The 15,352-nt window shown below is 36.9% G+C and carries 15 protein-coding genes; all 15 read right to left on the bottom strand.

The window, feature by feature from the left end:
- Window positions 1-9: 9 nt before the first annotated feature.
- Entirely contained in the window at window positions 10-1,086 is a 1,077-nt protein-coding gene (locus ACIQCO_RS04970) for a polysaccharide pyruvyl transferase family protein (protein WP_400426471.1), read from the bottom strand.
- 58 nt (window positions 1,087-1,144) lie between these two features.
- Complete coding sequence (locus ACIQCO_RS04965; RefSeq protein ID WP_400426470.1) at window positions 1,145-2,488, bottom strand: ANL family adenylate-forming protein; 1,344 nt, start codon at window positions 2,486-2,488, stop codon at window positions 1,145-1,147.
- Entirely contained in the window at window positions 2,489-3,187 is a 699-nt protein-coding gene (locus ACIQCO_RS04960; protein ID WP_400426469.1) for an SDR family NAD(P)-dependent oxidoreductase, read from the bottom strand.
- Window positions 3,172-3,486, bottom strand: coding sequence for an acyl carrier protein (locus ACIQCO_RS04955; protein ID WP_400426468.1), 315 nt, complete (start codon window positions 3,484-3,486; stop codon window positions 3,172-3,174). Before ACIQCO_RS04955 ends, ACIQCO_RS04960 begins: the two co-directional genes overlap by 16 nt.
- Window positions 3,487-3,511: 25 nt before the next feature.
- Window positions 3,512-4,564: a 3-oxoacyl-ACP synthase III family protein gene (locus tag ACIQCO_RS04950; RefSeq protein ID WP_400426467.1), complete on the bottom strand. Its 1,053-nt coding sequence runs from the start codon at window positions 4,562-4,564 to the stop codon at window positions 3,512-3,514.
- 14 nt (window positions 4,565-4,578) lie between these two features.
- A complete protein-coding gene (locus tag ACIQCO_RS04945; protein ID WP_400426466.1) occupies window positions 4,579-5,634 on the bottom strand; it encodes an ATP-grasp domain-containing protein in 1,056 nt (351 codons plus the stop codon).
- A gap of 91 nt (window positions 5,635-5,725) precedes the next feature.
- Window positions 5,726-6,958 (bottom strand): glycosyltransferase family 4 protein, encoded by a 1,233-nt coding sequence (locus ACIQCO_RS04940; protein WP_400426465.1) that lies wholly within the window; start codon window positions 6,956-6,958, stop codon window positions 5,726-5,728.
- A gap of 197 nt (window positions 6,959-7,155) precedes the next feature.
- The gene (locus tag ACIQCO_RS04935) at window positions 7,156-7,812 is read right to left on the bottom strand and encodes a WbqC family protein (RefSeq protein WP_400426464.1); all 657 of its coding nucleotides are present in this window, start codon (window positions 7,810-7,812) and stop codon (window positions 7,156-7,158) included.
- A 19-nt stretch (window positions 7,813-7,831) separates the two neighbouring features.
- Window positions 7,832-8,467, bottom strand: a complete 636-nt coding sequence (locus tag ACIQCO_RS04930; RefSeq protein ID WP_400426463.1) for a PIG-L deacetylase family protein — start codon at window positions 8,465-8,467, stop codon at window positions 7,832-7,834.
- A 12-nt stretch (window positions 8,468-8,479) separates the two neighbouring features.
- Window positions 8,480-9,583 (bottom strand): glycosyltransferase family 4 protein, encoded by a 1,104-nt coding sequence (locus ACIQCO_RS04925; protein WP_400426462.1) that lies wholly within the window; start codon window positions 9,581-9,583, stop codon window positions 8,480-8,482.
- A complete protein-coding gene (locus ACIQCO_RS04920; RefSeq protein ID WP_400426461.1) occupies window positions 9,580-10,428 on the bottom strand; it encodes an O-antigen ligase family protein in 849 nt (282 codons plus the stop codon). The genes ACIQCO_RS04925 and ACIQCO_RS04920 overlap by 4 nt, the downstream gene beginning before the upstream one ends.
- A 497-nt stretch (window positions 10,429-10,925) precedes the next feature.
- A complete protein-coding gene (locus ACIQCO_RS04915) occupies window positions 10,926-12,275 on the bottom strand; it encodes a polysaccharide deacetylase family protein (RefSeq protein WP_400426460.1) in 1,350 nt (449 codons plus the stop codon).
- Window positions 12,272-13,225 (bottom strand): GNAT family N-acetyltransferase, encoded by a 954-nt coding sequence (locus tag ACIQCO_RS04910; protein WP_400426459.1) that lies wholly within the window; start codon window positions 13,223-13,225, stop codon window positions 12,272-12,274. Before ACIQCO_RS04910 ends, ACIQCO_RS04915 begins: the two co-directional genes overlap by 4 nt.
- A gap of 17 nt (window positions 13,226-13,242) precedes the next feature.
- On the bottom strand, window positions 13,243-14,529 hold the full coding sequence (locus ACIQCO_RS04905; RefSeq protein ID WP_400426458.1) for an oligosaccharide flippase family protein: 1,287 nt from the start codon (window positions 14,527-14,529) through the stop codon (window positions 13,243-13,245).
- Between the two features lie 58 nt (window positions 14,530-14,587).
- Window positions 14,588-15,352: a tyrosine-protein phosphatase gene (locus ACIQCO_RS04900; RefSeq protein WP_400426457.1), complete on the bottom strand. Its 765-nt coding sequence runs from the start codon at window positions 15,350-15,352 to the stop codon at window positions 14,588-14,590.

The following is a 15,352-nucleotide window of genomic DNA, read 5'->3' as shown; positions in this document are numbered from 1 at the left end:
TCACCTCTTTCAAAGTGGCCAATTTTTTAAAGCCTCCAATAACGGTCCAAACTTTTCGATTAAATCTAGGTTTATTTCCTCAACATTCGTTTTATTATTAAAGAGCGAATTAATCTTACCCAATATTTTCTGTTCATCAAAGATCTTTACAAACGCAATATAATTTAGATTGGCCAGCCATTTCTTATAGGTACTGGCGATTTTATGATTTGTATTCGGTAATACGACACAAGGTGTTTTCGTAATCGCGCAAAAAATCATCCCATGTAACCGATCCGTGACAACAACCTTTGACTTTTTAAAGGCAGTCCAAATATTTTCTAATGCTTGTTCCTCACTGCCTTTTGGGAATTTTCCAATATGGGTGTCATAATAATGAATATTTGGATAACGGTCCTTTATGGCTAATAGAAGACTTTCTTTTTGCATATTTGATATTTTTTGCTCCTGATCGTTCCTTAAACATAGGATGATTCCATCCCTAATTAATTTGGGTTCGATTAAATTAAGGGAAAGGACAATGTCAGGGACTAAATAGACATGATTATCACTAAAGCATTCTTTCATCATTTCATATGACTCCGGCTCTCTTGCAAAGAGGTGCAAATCTTTATGCTTAGCGTATACCTTTCTACTTTTGTTTAAAGATTTTTCTCCTTTAAAATCCATTGTTTGCGGGAAGGAGATGATTTTATTATTTGGGAAAAGCTTAATAATCTGGCGTCTGCGAACCTCCAGCCCCTCGTATACGTCGCCCATATTTCCGCCGCCAATTGTGGTAATAATATCTTTTGGATTTATTGATTTCTTTAGACCAGAAAGCATCCCAAAATCATTAGCATATAACGTTATCATTTTATAATTAGGAAAATGCTCCATTAAAAACTTCTTTTGTGCATAAGTAATCGAAATATCACCTAGGTTCCCGTAATTTGCTGCTATGGTCACAATTATTTTTAACTCATTTTTTGAAATTTGAGGATATCTATTTTTTTTGGATAATAAAAACTTAAGCTTTAACTTCCACTCAATTGGAATGAGCTTTGTATATTTTGAGGCCCCTATTTTATTTAAAATTTTTATCATTCCGAATCCACTCCGTAGATATATAGACTAATATCCGCTCAAATTTCTAATTTCCGGCTTAACTTCTTCTCATTTTTTTAAATCTGTCATTGTGCATCCAATGATCAACCAAGACAAGCTTTTGAGGAATTTTGTATCCAGGTAATTTATCTTTACAAAATTGAAGTAATCGGATGCGGAATTCCTTTATGGTTTCAGGTGTTGACAGCTTTACAAATGCTTTAACCATTTGCCCGGTAATAGGGTTAAATTCACTGCTAACAGCAACCTCTGCTACACCCTCCATTAATTGAATGATACTCTCCACTTCAGCAGGGAATACCTTTTCCCCGCCGACATTGATAACCTCCGAAGTCCGGCCAAGAATTTTAATATAATCCCCGTCGACCTCAACTTCATCCTGGGTCATGAACCAGCCATCTTCTGTATAGGGTGATGGTGCATTGAGATAGCCCAGCATGGCCGATTGTGCCTTTATTTCCAGCATTCCATTTCTAACCCGCGTTTGAAATTCCTCCCCGCCAACCTTCACCCAAAGCGAATCAGATGATTTTGATTTTGATCTTAGTATCCCTACCTCGGATAAACCGTAAGTCTGTAATAGACGAATATGAGGAAATAAACAATGGAATTTCCTTAGTGTAGTTTCTGGCATTACTTCCGTTCCATAGGTGACTAACTCAAGACTTTCCAAATTACATTCCTTATAGGCTTCGCTTAATATCATAAGATTAATAAATGTTGGTGATGTTGGGAGAGTCTGTACTTGATAATTTTCGATTGCTGAGCAGACAGACGCCGGTGACCGCTCTTGAACTGTTACAAGACAGCCCCCATTTGCCAATGTATAAAACATTGTGTTCAGGCCGCCGATATGATCGAAAAGTAAAAAGGCAATCGTCCGTTTGGCATGCCTTGGTCTTTTAAATTTTTCTAATAATGGCACGAAATCGTGTACGGCCGCCTTACTCTTACCCGTGGATCCTGAAGAAAAGAGAATAACGCCAGGGTGTCCGATATGGCGGAGCTTGGAATAGATTTTATGCGTAGCTTTCTTATTCTGTTTAATAATGGAGATTTGGTCATCAGGATTTAAGGAAATTAGATATTCTGCTTCTGCAACCTCACAAAATTCTGCTTTCTTTTCCTTTACCGCTTTACTTAACAAGGCGATTATACATTCTGATTCAATCAATGCTAACAACAAGGCAACCGAGGAGGGCGAAAAATCTGCTTCAAATGCAACAACACTACCGGCAGGGAGATTCTCTTTCGCCAATTCCAATTTCCAGTTTTCAAAAAGATCTAGCATTCGACCGTATAAATAGGCTTCATTATGCCAAATAAGCGCTTCTTTATTGAAATTCTGCTTAAATTGTTCCAGCATAAAATCGATAAACATTTAAACCCCTCCTAGAAAAAGAGTTTGCCCTGTAATAAACGAACTTTTCTCCTGTAGAAAAAAATCAATTACATTGGCGACATCCTCTGCTGTTCCATACCTTTTTATTGACTGCCTATCGATAATTGCGGCTAACTTTTCCTTTGGAACCGCACGAATTAAGTCTGTTTCAATTGGGGTAGGGCCTATCGAATTCACTGTAATTCCGTAAGCAGCTAGTTCTTTGGCAATGACTTCGGTAAATGAGATAACGGCAGTCTTTGATGCTGCATAAACTGATTCCCCCTCAAGCTTCAGAGGAGCTGCTACCGTGGTGAAATTAACAATCCTTCCAAACCCGCGTTTCTGCATCAGCTTCGCGGCTTCTCTACAAAAGAGAAAAGTACCAATCACATTGGTATTCAGTATCTTGTTTACAGTCGAGAGCGGCGTCAGTATAAAGTGATTCATCGAGGCTATGCCAGCATTATTAATCAAATGATCTAGTCTTCCATGCTTTTTCCTAATAGATGAAAATAGCGACTTTACGCCGTCTTCATCTGAGACATCTACCTGAAAGTGCTCATACCCATCGAAACTCCAATCCGGTTTGTTTCTACTGCAGCCAATCACAAAATGTCCCTGACGGCTATAATATTGGGCTAAATATTTCCCGATGCCCTTTCGAGTGCCAGTTATCAAGGTTATCGGTCTGTCCACACTGGCATCTCCTCTTCAATTAATCTAGAAATATAATCAACTAGTAGACCCGCCTTCAAAAACGGACTTGTTTTTTGAGACATAGCCTTCTCATCTGCCAAAATAAAGGATATCGCCAGCTCATCTTCAAGCGCCTGTTCTACCATGACAATTAACGAAACTAATCCTAATGAATCCAGTACTCCTTCTTTTCCAAACAATGGAGCAGCTTCACCTAATTCAATCGGGATTTTCTGTTCGTAAGTGATATTAAATTCTTCAATCGAAGTTAGCACAATATTGGAGATTTTTTCACGCATAAAATATCCTCTTTCCTTAAAAGGCTTAAATTTCAATTGGATCTAATATAAGAGTTGAAGAAAGATTAAGTGAACAGGATGCCCATGATAATCCCACACCAAACCCGCAGCAAATCACCTTTTGCAGCTGATTACCTTCAGTTAATACTCGGTGTTTGAGGGATAACATCAAAGGAATTGATGCTGGGCCAGTATTGCCGACAGTTGCTACGGCAATCGGGACAGAATTAAGCGGAAGCTTCATTTTTTTACGTAAATACTCAAGCATAAATTTGTTGGCCTGGTGAAAGGCAAACGTCCCAACCTCCTCCTTTCTCCACCCAGTTTCATGGAGAAGCTCATCAATCATCGGAGGAATTTCCCTCAGAGCAAAGGACATGATTTCCATTCCATTCATTCGTAAGGTTTCTTCATTACGGATATTCCCATCCTCCAATTCAATAGGAATGGATGTCTCGACACTGAGCGGCTTTCTAGATCCTCCTGCAGGAATGATTAAGTTTTCCGCTCCCGAACCATCTGTTCTTAAACTAAAATGGGAGAGAGATTCACCTTTTTCAACAAGCACAGCGCTGCCCCCATCACCAAATACCATCCGAACAGACCTGTCTTTCGGGTGAACCAATCTTGTCGAAGTATCCCCTGAACAAACTAGCACTCTTACATAACCACCTGCTTCCATCATCATTGCCGCTTGGTAAAGACCATACACAAAACCTGAACAGCCATAATTAATATCAAAGGCAGCAGCAGTCGTCGGCAGCCCGAGCCTATGCTGCAGTAAAACACTGGTTGCAGGCATTTTATAATCCGGTGTTTGGGAAACAAATACAATTCCATCGATTGTTTCCCGGGAGATTTCAAGCTTATCCAGTAATCTTTCAGCTGCAGCAAAACATAAATCCGAAGTACATTGATCCGCCCTTGCAACCCGAACCTGTTCAATACCTGTACTTGCGATTATCCTTTTTACCTCGTCGATTCCGTAAAGGTAAGATAGTGAGGTTAAATCAACAGTGTCAGAAGGAATGGCGCTGCCGATACCGCTAATAACTGATTGAGTAAACTTTGACTTCAAGTGAATCACCTATCTCATTTATTAGTAATAAAGAAACTTAACTCATAAAAGGGATCACGAATAAAAAGCTTAGTTTGAATAAAGATTGATTGAAAATCCTGCCTGCTAAAAGATAGTTTACTTACCTTCTTCATCAAAGAATTCCTTTTAAGTGAGACAGTCCCAGACTTGACCTCATTAAAAGGAATTTCATTGCTTTGATGGTTAATTGCCATTTCCATAAAGTTAACTCCAACATAAAAAGAATGCAGCATACTTCCCCAAACCCTTGGATTGCATTCAAGTACCATAAATGTCGAATCTAGATCATTAAATCGTAAGTCAAAATTTATTAATCCGGAAAAATTAAGTGCTTTAACAATTTTTTCGCCAATTTGTAATACCTCTTTGTTATTCTCGAATATTATCCCCTTATCTGTTCGTCTACTTACTGTCCATGCTTTTATAATGCCGTTTAAACAGAAGATATACAGGTTTATATCGTAACCTGGAATATAGTCTTGTATTAACAGTGGGATAGTGGTTTTTTTTGTAACATTATATAATTCACTCATGTTGTCAGACCTTATTATATTTTGTGAATTTTCACTATCTAGTGCTTTAGTCATTATTGGAAAAGTAAGATTTCGCTTTGTATTTTCCATTTCTAAAGGGTCATATAAAACTGTTTTTGGTGTTGAAATATTGTTTTTTAATAAAAATAAATAAAATTCCCATTTATTATTTAGCATTGCAATCTTATGATAATCGGAAATAGGATAATGATTTTTATATCCTTGAATCTCCGTCGTATTTTTACTTAAATATAAAGTTGAACGTATACCAGTAGGAATGACATAATTATCGTCATTTTCACTTAGCAGTGTTTTGATAATCTCATTTAAATTTTGACAATCAATCTTTAAATCCTGTTCTTCAATTTCATAAACAGATTTACATAACTTCGATAAGGAGACTGATTGAATTAATTCTTTAGTCCCAATAAATGAAAATTTAATATTACTGGTTAATAGACTTTTAATCACACATCTTGTTAAACCTTTGTGGCAGCCTACGATTATTACATTCATGTGGACCTCCCAAAGCTTAGTCTCAATTTTATTAAGTAAACGTAAAATAATCCCCACCTCAAAAAAGAAGGGGAGTAAATATAAAGACCGCTTATCGCAAATCTTGTTCTAACACAGTTACTAATTTTTGGGATAGCATTTCCCAGTTAAAATTTTTTTCTAAATAACTTTTCCCATTCGCCCCCAACTTTTCACAGAGAGATTTATTTAAACTAAGGGAATCTAAGGATTCAGCCATTTCAACTGGGTTTTTCGCCCACACGACACTTCCAAAGTCATCCAGATCGCCAACCTTCATCGTACTATTCACAACAATTGGAAGCTCTGCTGCCGTATAGTCATACATTTTATTAAAGCTCATTCCCCATTTATAAAGTTCTGCATTGTGCATCGATAGCAGGCCGACATCACAGCTTTCTAATAATTTCGGAATATACTCTTTTGCAACTGAAGGAAAAAAGATCACGTTCTCCAGTTTTTCCTCCTCTTTGAACTTTATTAATCTCTCTTTTTCCGGTCCTTTTCCAAAGAATAATAAACATACTTTACTATTATTTTCTTTTAACTTCTTAGCCGTTAACAGCAGTGGCTCAAGATTATCTGACATTCCATGGGACCCAATATAAATGGCTTTAAAGTGATCTTTTAACTTACTATTTATGAATTCATTCAAATCATTTGGGAGTTCCTTTGCATGATCAAACCGCTTAATATCAACGCCATTTGGCAGGACTAGGACCTTCTCTTTGCTTATACCCTTGCCTTCGATATAAGTTACAGCATTCTTAAAGAGAATAATGATTCTATCTGACTTTTTGTACAAAAAGATTTCTAACCAACTTAATAATTTGACGATTGGATTTCGTTTTGAAACTTTCCCTAAATCGATTAATGTTTGCGGCCACAAATCCCTTTCTTCAAAATAGAACTTACTTCCTTTAATTTTTGAAATTATATAGCCTAGTAATGCTGCAGGCGGATGCATTAATGAGCCGATTATTACATCTGGTTTCTCCTTCGTTTTTATCGCTGTTAGAAAGGCTCGAAATGTATAACCCAATATATTCCATACCCTTTTAAAATCATTCTTTTTATATTGACATGTTTTGATCCATACAAATTCAATCTCATCAATTGATTCTATTCTTACTTTTTCTTTAGGATTGATAATATTTGTATCGGCAGTTCCATGATGTTCAAATGATGAGGCGAATATTTTGACATGGTAATTTTTATTCACTAGTTCTTTCGCCAAATCAAAATGGCGGGTACCTCCACTTGATTTTGGAGTGATCGCATAATGATTAAATATCCAAATATTCAACGGTGCTGACCTCCTTATTAAATGGCTGTATTAAAAGTGAATGTTGATTTCCGTTCCAGGCGCGAGCGGTTCGCGGGGCGGGCGGTGAGCCTCCTCGGCGCTAAAGCGCCTGCGGGGTCTCACCTGTCCCGCTGCTCCCGCAGGAGTCTCGCGCCTTCCACTCCAATCAACATTGTGCTCAAAATCGACAATGTTCTTTAACATAGCCTATTAAATAAATAATCAAGTGAAGTTAAGCCGGGCATGAAATCATTATATTTTTGGGGATAGATGACTTCTTGAAATTCATGATATTCAATCTTTATATTTTCAGCTTTAAAGATGTTTTCATCTAAATACTTTTTACCGCTTGGTCCTGATAAATAGACTGTTCCGCCAACTTCTTTTACGAGATTCACTAACAAACGGGAACTGTTTCCTTCTTTATTTAATAAGGAGGCCTTAAAGGTAGCTGATTTTATTTCCAGCATACGCTGAATCAACTGAATGCCTTTGGTGGTAAAATCGACCAGTAACGTATTTTCTAGTTTGTATAATTCCTTTATTCGATTAAATAAGCTATCAAAGTTTATTGCACCGCTATACAAAGATTCAATGGTACTAAGATGTTTTTTCTTCCAGTCAGTTTGATGATTCATTTCCACATCATTTGTCAGTTGAAAAGCTCTGCCTTTTGTTTTCACGGGCACCGTTAACCATTGAGGACCATTTGGGCATTTAACCTTTACTCGATTTTGAAATCCACCTTTAGTAAATTGGACATTATCAAGGAAGATAAACGTATCTGATTTGGCCATTTTATCAAAATAGCCTAACCACGGGAAAAGGTTCGGCTGATGAATTGAAACAATCACGCTATTCTCTCCTTCAAAATTATAAATTTATCCGCAATACTTCGAACGCCTCTGCCCAGTCTTTATTAATCTGTGTCCCTCTTACTCTTGCAAGTCCCTCAATAAACTCCTTAGTGAAATATGGCCTTTGTAATTCAATCTGAGAGGTATAGGATTGCAGTGCCTCCCATTTCCTAACAATATGATGATAATTTAACTCCATAAACGCCTGAGTAGAAAAGGTAATATGATTCCATGGAAGCTCGTACCCCAAGATCGACAAGTTCTTAAATGCCCTAATTCCTTCTGAATAGATGACTTGATGATCTTGATGAACGTCTTTTCCGGACGGAAGAAAAACAAGGTCCGGGTTAATTAAATTTTTGAGCTTAATCAAATCTTCTAAAATATCCTGTCTATAATAGGATAATTTTCTAACTTGATAGTTATAAACAAATAGACATTTCTTTGGAATATTCATTATTTCCATTGCATGATAGAATTCTTTCTCTAATAAATCGTTAGGCGCTCCTTTTGGTACTGATTCCTCTGCTGTGGAAAAGACGGCAATAAAAACCTCTGATCCTTCTTCCAATAATTTAGCAATCGTCCCGCCGCAGCCTAATTCTGCATCATCCGTATGCGGCGCCAGCACTAGAATTCTTTTATATTTCAAAACAATCATCCCTTATCCTTTACATTCATTAGCAAAGCTTTTATAGATCGCAATCAACTTGCCGCTTTCGGCTTCCCAATTATATTCTGTTTCCACTGCTTTTCGGCCATTATTCCCCATTCTTTCCGCCGTTTCCGGGTTCTCAAGCAGATAATTAATAGCAGCAGCAATCGCTATGGGGTCTTCTGGATTTACACAAATACCACATTCGTTTTTCTCAATAATTTCCCGCCAGAGTGGAAAGTCTGAGCAGATGACGGGAATGCCGGCTGACATGTATTCAAACATTTTATTAGGCTGGGCGTTAATATGATTAGGCTCGGGTAAAAACGTTACTATCCCTGCTGCTGACTTAGAAAGGAGATTTTTCAATTCGTTTCTGTTTAATATTCCTCGATAATGGACATTTTCTTGTTTATTCATTTTCTCCTTATTTTCCGAACTAATTGGACCGGCAAAATCTATTGCACCGTTAACCAAATTTGCCGCATGAAGCAGCTGATTTACTCCTCTCATTTCCGCTATTACGCCGATATAGCAGACTGAATTGACCTTTTTGACAGGCACTTCAGCTTGCGAGTCCAACAATTCATTTATTAATGGATAGTTATTAATATTAACTGTATTATGATTAACCTTCTTAAATCGTTTTGTGATAAAAGGGGTTGCCGTTGATAGAAAATCAAATTTCTTTGAACAAGCATTTTCAAAGACTTCAAAAGCAGATGCAACTGGCTTTCGAATCACTGCAGAAATCCAATGCTTCGACAATATCGCTCTTGGCACGTCCTCATGGATATCATAAATTACTTTCTTCCCACGCCTTTTTAATTTCAAGCCAATTGGAATAAGTTCAGGGTCATGAAAATGATAGACATCTGCATCAATCGCTAGGCCCTTCTTGTAAACTTGATTAGCCGTCATGGTCATTCTCTTAAAACGGCTGTCATTTCCTCTCATGACCCCATGCATTTGGACACCGTCAACCTCAAAATCACCTGTATCCGGAACAACATAATGCACCTCGAAACCCGCTTGAACTAATGAACGGCATTCCTTGATAAAAATCCTTGTATCATTATGGTCGTGTACAGATGTTAAATGGCAAATTTTCATTGGAACTCCCTCAGATTATTTTGATTTTCAACACTGACCTTTTGTTTAAAATTCTTCATAACAAAAGTCGATACACCAAGAAAGGCAAAATAATATCTATTTTCATTGATATCACCACTGATAAGTGAATTAATAAAATAAAAGATTAGGATTGAAGTCAGCATTAAGGAGAAAAAGGAAAAGCTTTTGTTTGCATCATGTAAGTCTTTAATAATATACATGTGCAAAAATAAAAATAAGATAATCCCAATTAACCCCAGTTCAGAGCCAAGTTCTAAAATGATATTATGTGGATAATTCTTAATGTCCATGCCATCATGTAATAGCGGCCACGATCCTATTCCGTTTCCAAATAAAAAGTTTGCCTTCCAATATAGTAAACTTTGGTTATAATACTCTAAACGAGTTGCTGCAGAAGCCCCCATCCCTTGCTCTTGAAAGATAACCATTATCCTTAAGAGGGCAGTGGGCAAATTATTGGTAAAATAAAGAAAAACAATATACAACATCCCAATGAAACTGGCAGCAGCTACATAAATAACACTAACATGAAGTTTAAATGTCCTATTCTTGATAAAAAATCCATAAAAAAGGATTGGGAATAACGAAATAATTAATGCCAAAAGCGGCCCTCTCGCGCCTGCATTCAGAATATTAAAGAGCATGAATAATAACAGAAAGGCTAAAAAAAGTTTTAGCACTTTTTTCTTCTTTATAAATAGCAAAATATACGTTAAAACAATGGCCGCCAACCCCAAAACCCGGCTAAATTCAATATAATTTCCGCCTAAAACATCTTTAAATCCACCCTTATTAACGTTGACAAAAAGTCCTTCCACTGACATCCATGTTCCAAATAAAACACATATAAATAGGAATCTTTTCAATCTCTCCAACGTACTTGAAATAATTATTGTAGTTGCTGCGATTGTCCAGGATAAAATAGTGCATACAAAAAAAACCTTTTCGTGGGCATAAAGAGTACCTGGAGTCCACAATAGTGTAAGCAGTACATATCCCGCAAAAACGCTAAATAGAAGAATAAACTTGAGATCCATAACATTTACTTTTAGTTTTTCCTTCCAGATAAAAATATATAATCCGCTTATAATGCTCAATCCAAAAAAGAATAAAGTAAAATCAATCGGAAACCAGGCAAGTTTTGGGTTCGCCTTATAACTTCCTGCAAATAAAAATAAGGTGAAACACATTTCAAAACTCAATAAGCCATTTATTAGGCGTCTCAATACATTTAGATTTAGATTTAGCATCAATGTGGTCCCCAAACCTCAATATAACTGAATTTTTTATCCGCTAAACGTACATTTAGTTCCATTTTGCATTAGCCATTCTTTAATTCCGTTAAAATATGTGTATACACTGAATCGTGTTTTTTCCAATGCTCTATATTAAAGCTGGAGTTATGCCAAAGGTAAACAAACTTACCTTTATACTTTTTGGTAATTTCCAATAGCTTCATCGTTGCCGTTTCCATTTGTTTTGGGGATAAATCCTGGAATCCAAAAAGTGTTCCATCCATTACAATCAGTGGAAACTCCTTAATAGTCAGTTTCTTTCTCTCGATAAAATCAAAAACGGTATACTCATAGCATGTTCCACAACGGAAACCTTCCCGTTCCGGATAACCTAACGTACAATCCATTTCCATTCGATTACTGTCCCAAATATTCCATGTTACCGGCACTTCAAACCTAAGATAATGCTGTCGGCCTTCTTTTACACTAAATCCAAGTGCTTCTTCTAACCGCTCTTTTTCTTTCTTCCACTGTAATGGATTATTGTAGGCATTAAAGCTTGGATGAAAACCAATGATGTGACCTCTTTCTTTAACCTTCTTTATAATGTTTAAAGCGGCTGACTCATCGACTTGGTAATTATTATCAAATTGGGTGCTGCCGCCGCTCATGAAATAAAAGCGTGATTTAATCCCGGCACTCTCAGATAGATTCATAATGTAGTCGAAGGTATCATACGGGTCGTTCTGTTTCCCTAATTTCACACGTGTCAAATCTACTATATGCCGCAGAAATAAAGCGACATTCTTTCTTTTTAGGATATCCGCTCCTAAAACTTGAACATGACGTAAGGGTCCTTTCCAATAGGAGATGTGATCGACATCATGGGTAAGAATGAGTTCAAATTCACGTTCTTTTCTCGCCTGTTCAATTCCAAGATGGGCAAGCATATTCCACAGCATTTCAACGTACTCGTTCACAATAGGACGCTCTAAAAAGGCATTTTTGTATGCCGCACTCGCTTTTGCTGGAAACCGATTATGCATATCTCTTTCTTTATTTACATACTCTTCCCAACGTGTGAGCATAAAAAAAGCAGAACCGAAAAGATCGATTCCACAAGTTATATCCTGGGACATTACGGCTATTTCATCATTTCCATAAATAATTGGAATATCCTCTTCTATACTAAAAGGGTTTATTCCCCAGCCAATTTCAGCGGGAATGTTTTCTGGCTTTAAATAATCCTCCCCCGCTTGACAACTAAAAAAGGAATCCCGAATGATTAGGATAGATTTATTTTCTAAGACAATTTTGTAATCAACCCCTTCATAGTCACAAATTTCATAAGCAATTCCTAAATATTCGCCAATTAAAATATCAATGATATAAGTCCGCTCAGGCAAAAAATTTCTCGGAAGATAAATAGTAATCATTTCAAAACCTCTTTCAAGCCATTACGAATTTTTAAAATACACGAATTTGTTTTTGAGATATTGAAATAAGGTTTTTGTTCACCGCCAAAGGAACTAAAGAAATGCTCAATAGGTTGAACCATACTTCCTTCAAAGTCAAACTTGTCCGTGACGGTAGAAGCAAACTTAATGGCTTCCCACATTAGCAACGAAGTAGCTCCGCTAGTTCTAAGGATCGGATCTCCTCCCCCCATTAGATAAAAAGCACTTTGCAAATCCCAAATTAGATAGATTGCACCATGAACATGGTTATTTTCATCGCAAGCAAAAAATATTTTCCGGCAATTCTCTTTTGCACAAGCAGCATCAATTTTCTTTACGAATTCTAAATCGTAGGGCATCTGTCGTTTTTGCCGGTCAAAGGTTTTTTTATTTATAATAAAAAAATCTTCAACTGAGTCACTGGTATAGATTGTGACCTTTTTCTCTGCCTTTCTTATTTCCCTTCTGATATTTTCCTTCAATCTCGAGAACAGCAGCTGCTGATCTTTAATATTTTCTAAGACATACGTATAACGAGTAGTTTGGTTAAATCCCTGCCAATAGAACGGCAGCCAGTTAGTAAACGAATAATGAAAATTTTGATTGAAAGCCGCAACAGATGGTAATTTCTTAATAACTTCTTTGCATACCTCCCTTTCAAAAGCTAGTTTGTTTACGTATTTTTGCCCTTCAGGATAGTTCATCCACACTCCGGCTGTTTGCGTTAATAATGGCATAGAAATATAACGAATAAACGATCTTTTCTTCAACACATAAGGCATACTCGCCACGATCTTGCCGCCTTTTTCAACCAAAACAACATCCCAATTCTCTTCTCCCGCCGCAGCATCAAGCCACCAATCTTTTGAAAAAATCGGGATTGATGGTTCAGCCTTGCAAAGCGCCCTATATTTCTCTTTGTTATCCACTAAAAATTCAACACCTTCTACCCCTCAAGTTTTTCAGGATTCGGTTTTCCATTAACGGCAAAACGGTATGTCATAAATCCATCTATGATATACATAAGGCTGTAGGCGATTGTAAAAAGAATGATACTAGCCTTGATCGAATTGAACATCTTATACCCAATAACAAGACTGCTGGTAGTAGAAATAAACAGTGCAGCCTGCCAAATAATCTCATATTTATTCTTTTCTAATATGATAGATAATGTACTTAATGGACTAGTAATAAATTGAAAAAACAGCATTGGCATCATTAACCGGGCATATTCGCCGGCAACAGCCCATTCAGCGCCAAACACAAAAGAAAAAAGCCACGGACTGAAAATATACAGCAGCGGGAAGGGAACGATTGCCAGTAAAAATAGCAATTTAAAGGATTTTATATACAGCTTTTTGCAATTCCCATTGTTTTGTATTTCTTCTGCTGCATTTTGTCTAAAAACATCGGTAATGGCCGTTCCAATTAGAGAAACCGGCAAACTTAATACTCGCTGCGTTAAGGTGAAATATCCGACCGTTAGCGCGTTAAAAAAACTTGAGAACAGGATATTTGCCAGATTTCTTGATGAGACGTTTAGCGTATGTGCAAAAGTAAAGTATTTCGGAAAGTTAGCAAATCGCTTTGCTTGCAGCAATATCTCTTTCTTTGAAATTTCCTTCAATATCATTTTCTCTTTGTTCAACAGCCTTTTGATAATTAACCACAAGGCAAATGCTTGCCCAATGATTGTCCCTAAAATAAGTCCTATGCCATTGGTGGCAAATCCAAAGCTAATATTCGCAGTTCCGATCCCCGACTGTTGAATGACTTTATTTACGGACATCACTTTATACATTTTCCTTCTGTTAAACCAATAATAGATGATGGCGTAAAATCCTAATATTATTAAAGAAACAGGGATAAAATACAGCCAAATACCCAGTTCATTGACCCCAAATAGATTAGCGATATTTTCCCCGCCAATTAAAAAAATGAGGAAAATAAAAATAGAGATACATACATTAATAACCGCGGCTAAAGCTGCTACATTAATCGCTTCGCTGTCTTTCTCAGGGATAATGATTGCTAATTCATATCTTCCTGTTGAAAGAACAGATAGAATCGATACGATTGCCGTATAGACCGCAAAGACACCAAATTCCTTTGGTCCATATATCCTCGTCAGTATCGGAGTAATGGCAACAGGTAAAACCTGAGCAATTGCTGTACCCGTAAATAAAGTAAAGACATTTTTAAAAAAGTCATTTTTTAATAGTTTTTTTAACATAGCTTACCTTCTCGCAATCGGCATATTTATAGATGAAAAAGTACTTGAACAGAATTAGTTAAAAAATTCCCAATATCTTTTTACGAATTGGAGTCGGCTTCTCAATGTGAAGATGCTGACCAAGGATAAGCAGTTCCGTATTTTCTTGAAAATAGAACGTATAATTGATTCCGAATGTTTTTGTGATTGCTTCATACGCTTCATGAAGTGTGAAACCTCTTGAACTGCAATTATGGGCATCGGTTGCGATAAAATGCGCTAAATGATGTTCAATGAGTTTTCCGGATAAGGATTTAACTTTTTTCCCAAAATGGCCGATAATACTTCCAGATGTAAGCTGGGTCAAGGCTCCTTCTTGAACCAATTCAAATAATAGGTTGCTATCTTCAATAAATCCTCTATTTCTTTCCGGGTGGACAATAATTGGTGTAATCCCTCTCACTAACAGTTCATAAACCATTTCCTGGGTATACGTCGGAACTTCCCCAAATGGAAGTTCTAATAATAAGTATTTACCTTCATTATCAAGAGTCAGGATTTCATCCATTTCAAGTGAATGGAATAATTCCCGGTGAATTCTTACTTCCTGACCCGGATGGATGGTAAGGGGGATATTCTCCTGTTGTAAATGCCTATTTAACTCAAGTGTCCTCTCCAAAATAACACTCTTTGAATTTTCATATTGCCCGTTTAGATGATGCGGTGTTGCAAATAGATGGGAAATTCCTGCTGTTACTGCAGCATTTGCCATATTTAAACAATCAATAAGCTGCGCAGGACCGTCATCAAGGCGTGGAAGTATATGACAATGTATATCAATCAT

It is taken from the genome of Neobacillus sp. NPDC093127, from assembly GCF_044754175.1.
Taxonomy (GTDB): Bacteria; Bacillota; Bacilli; order Bacillales; family Cytobacillaceae; genus Neobacillus.
The sequence above is the reverse complement of the archived record's forward strand: the minus strand, read 5'-3'. Positions and strand labels throughout refer to the sequence as shown.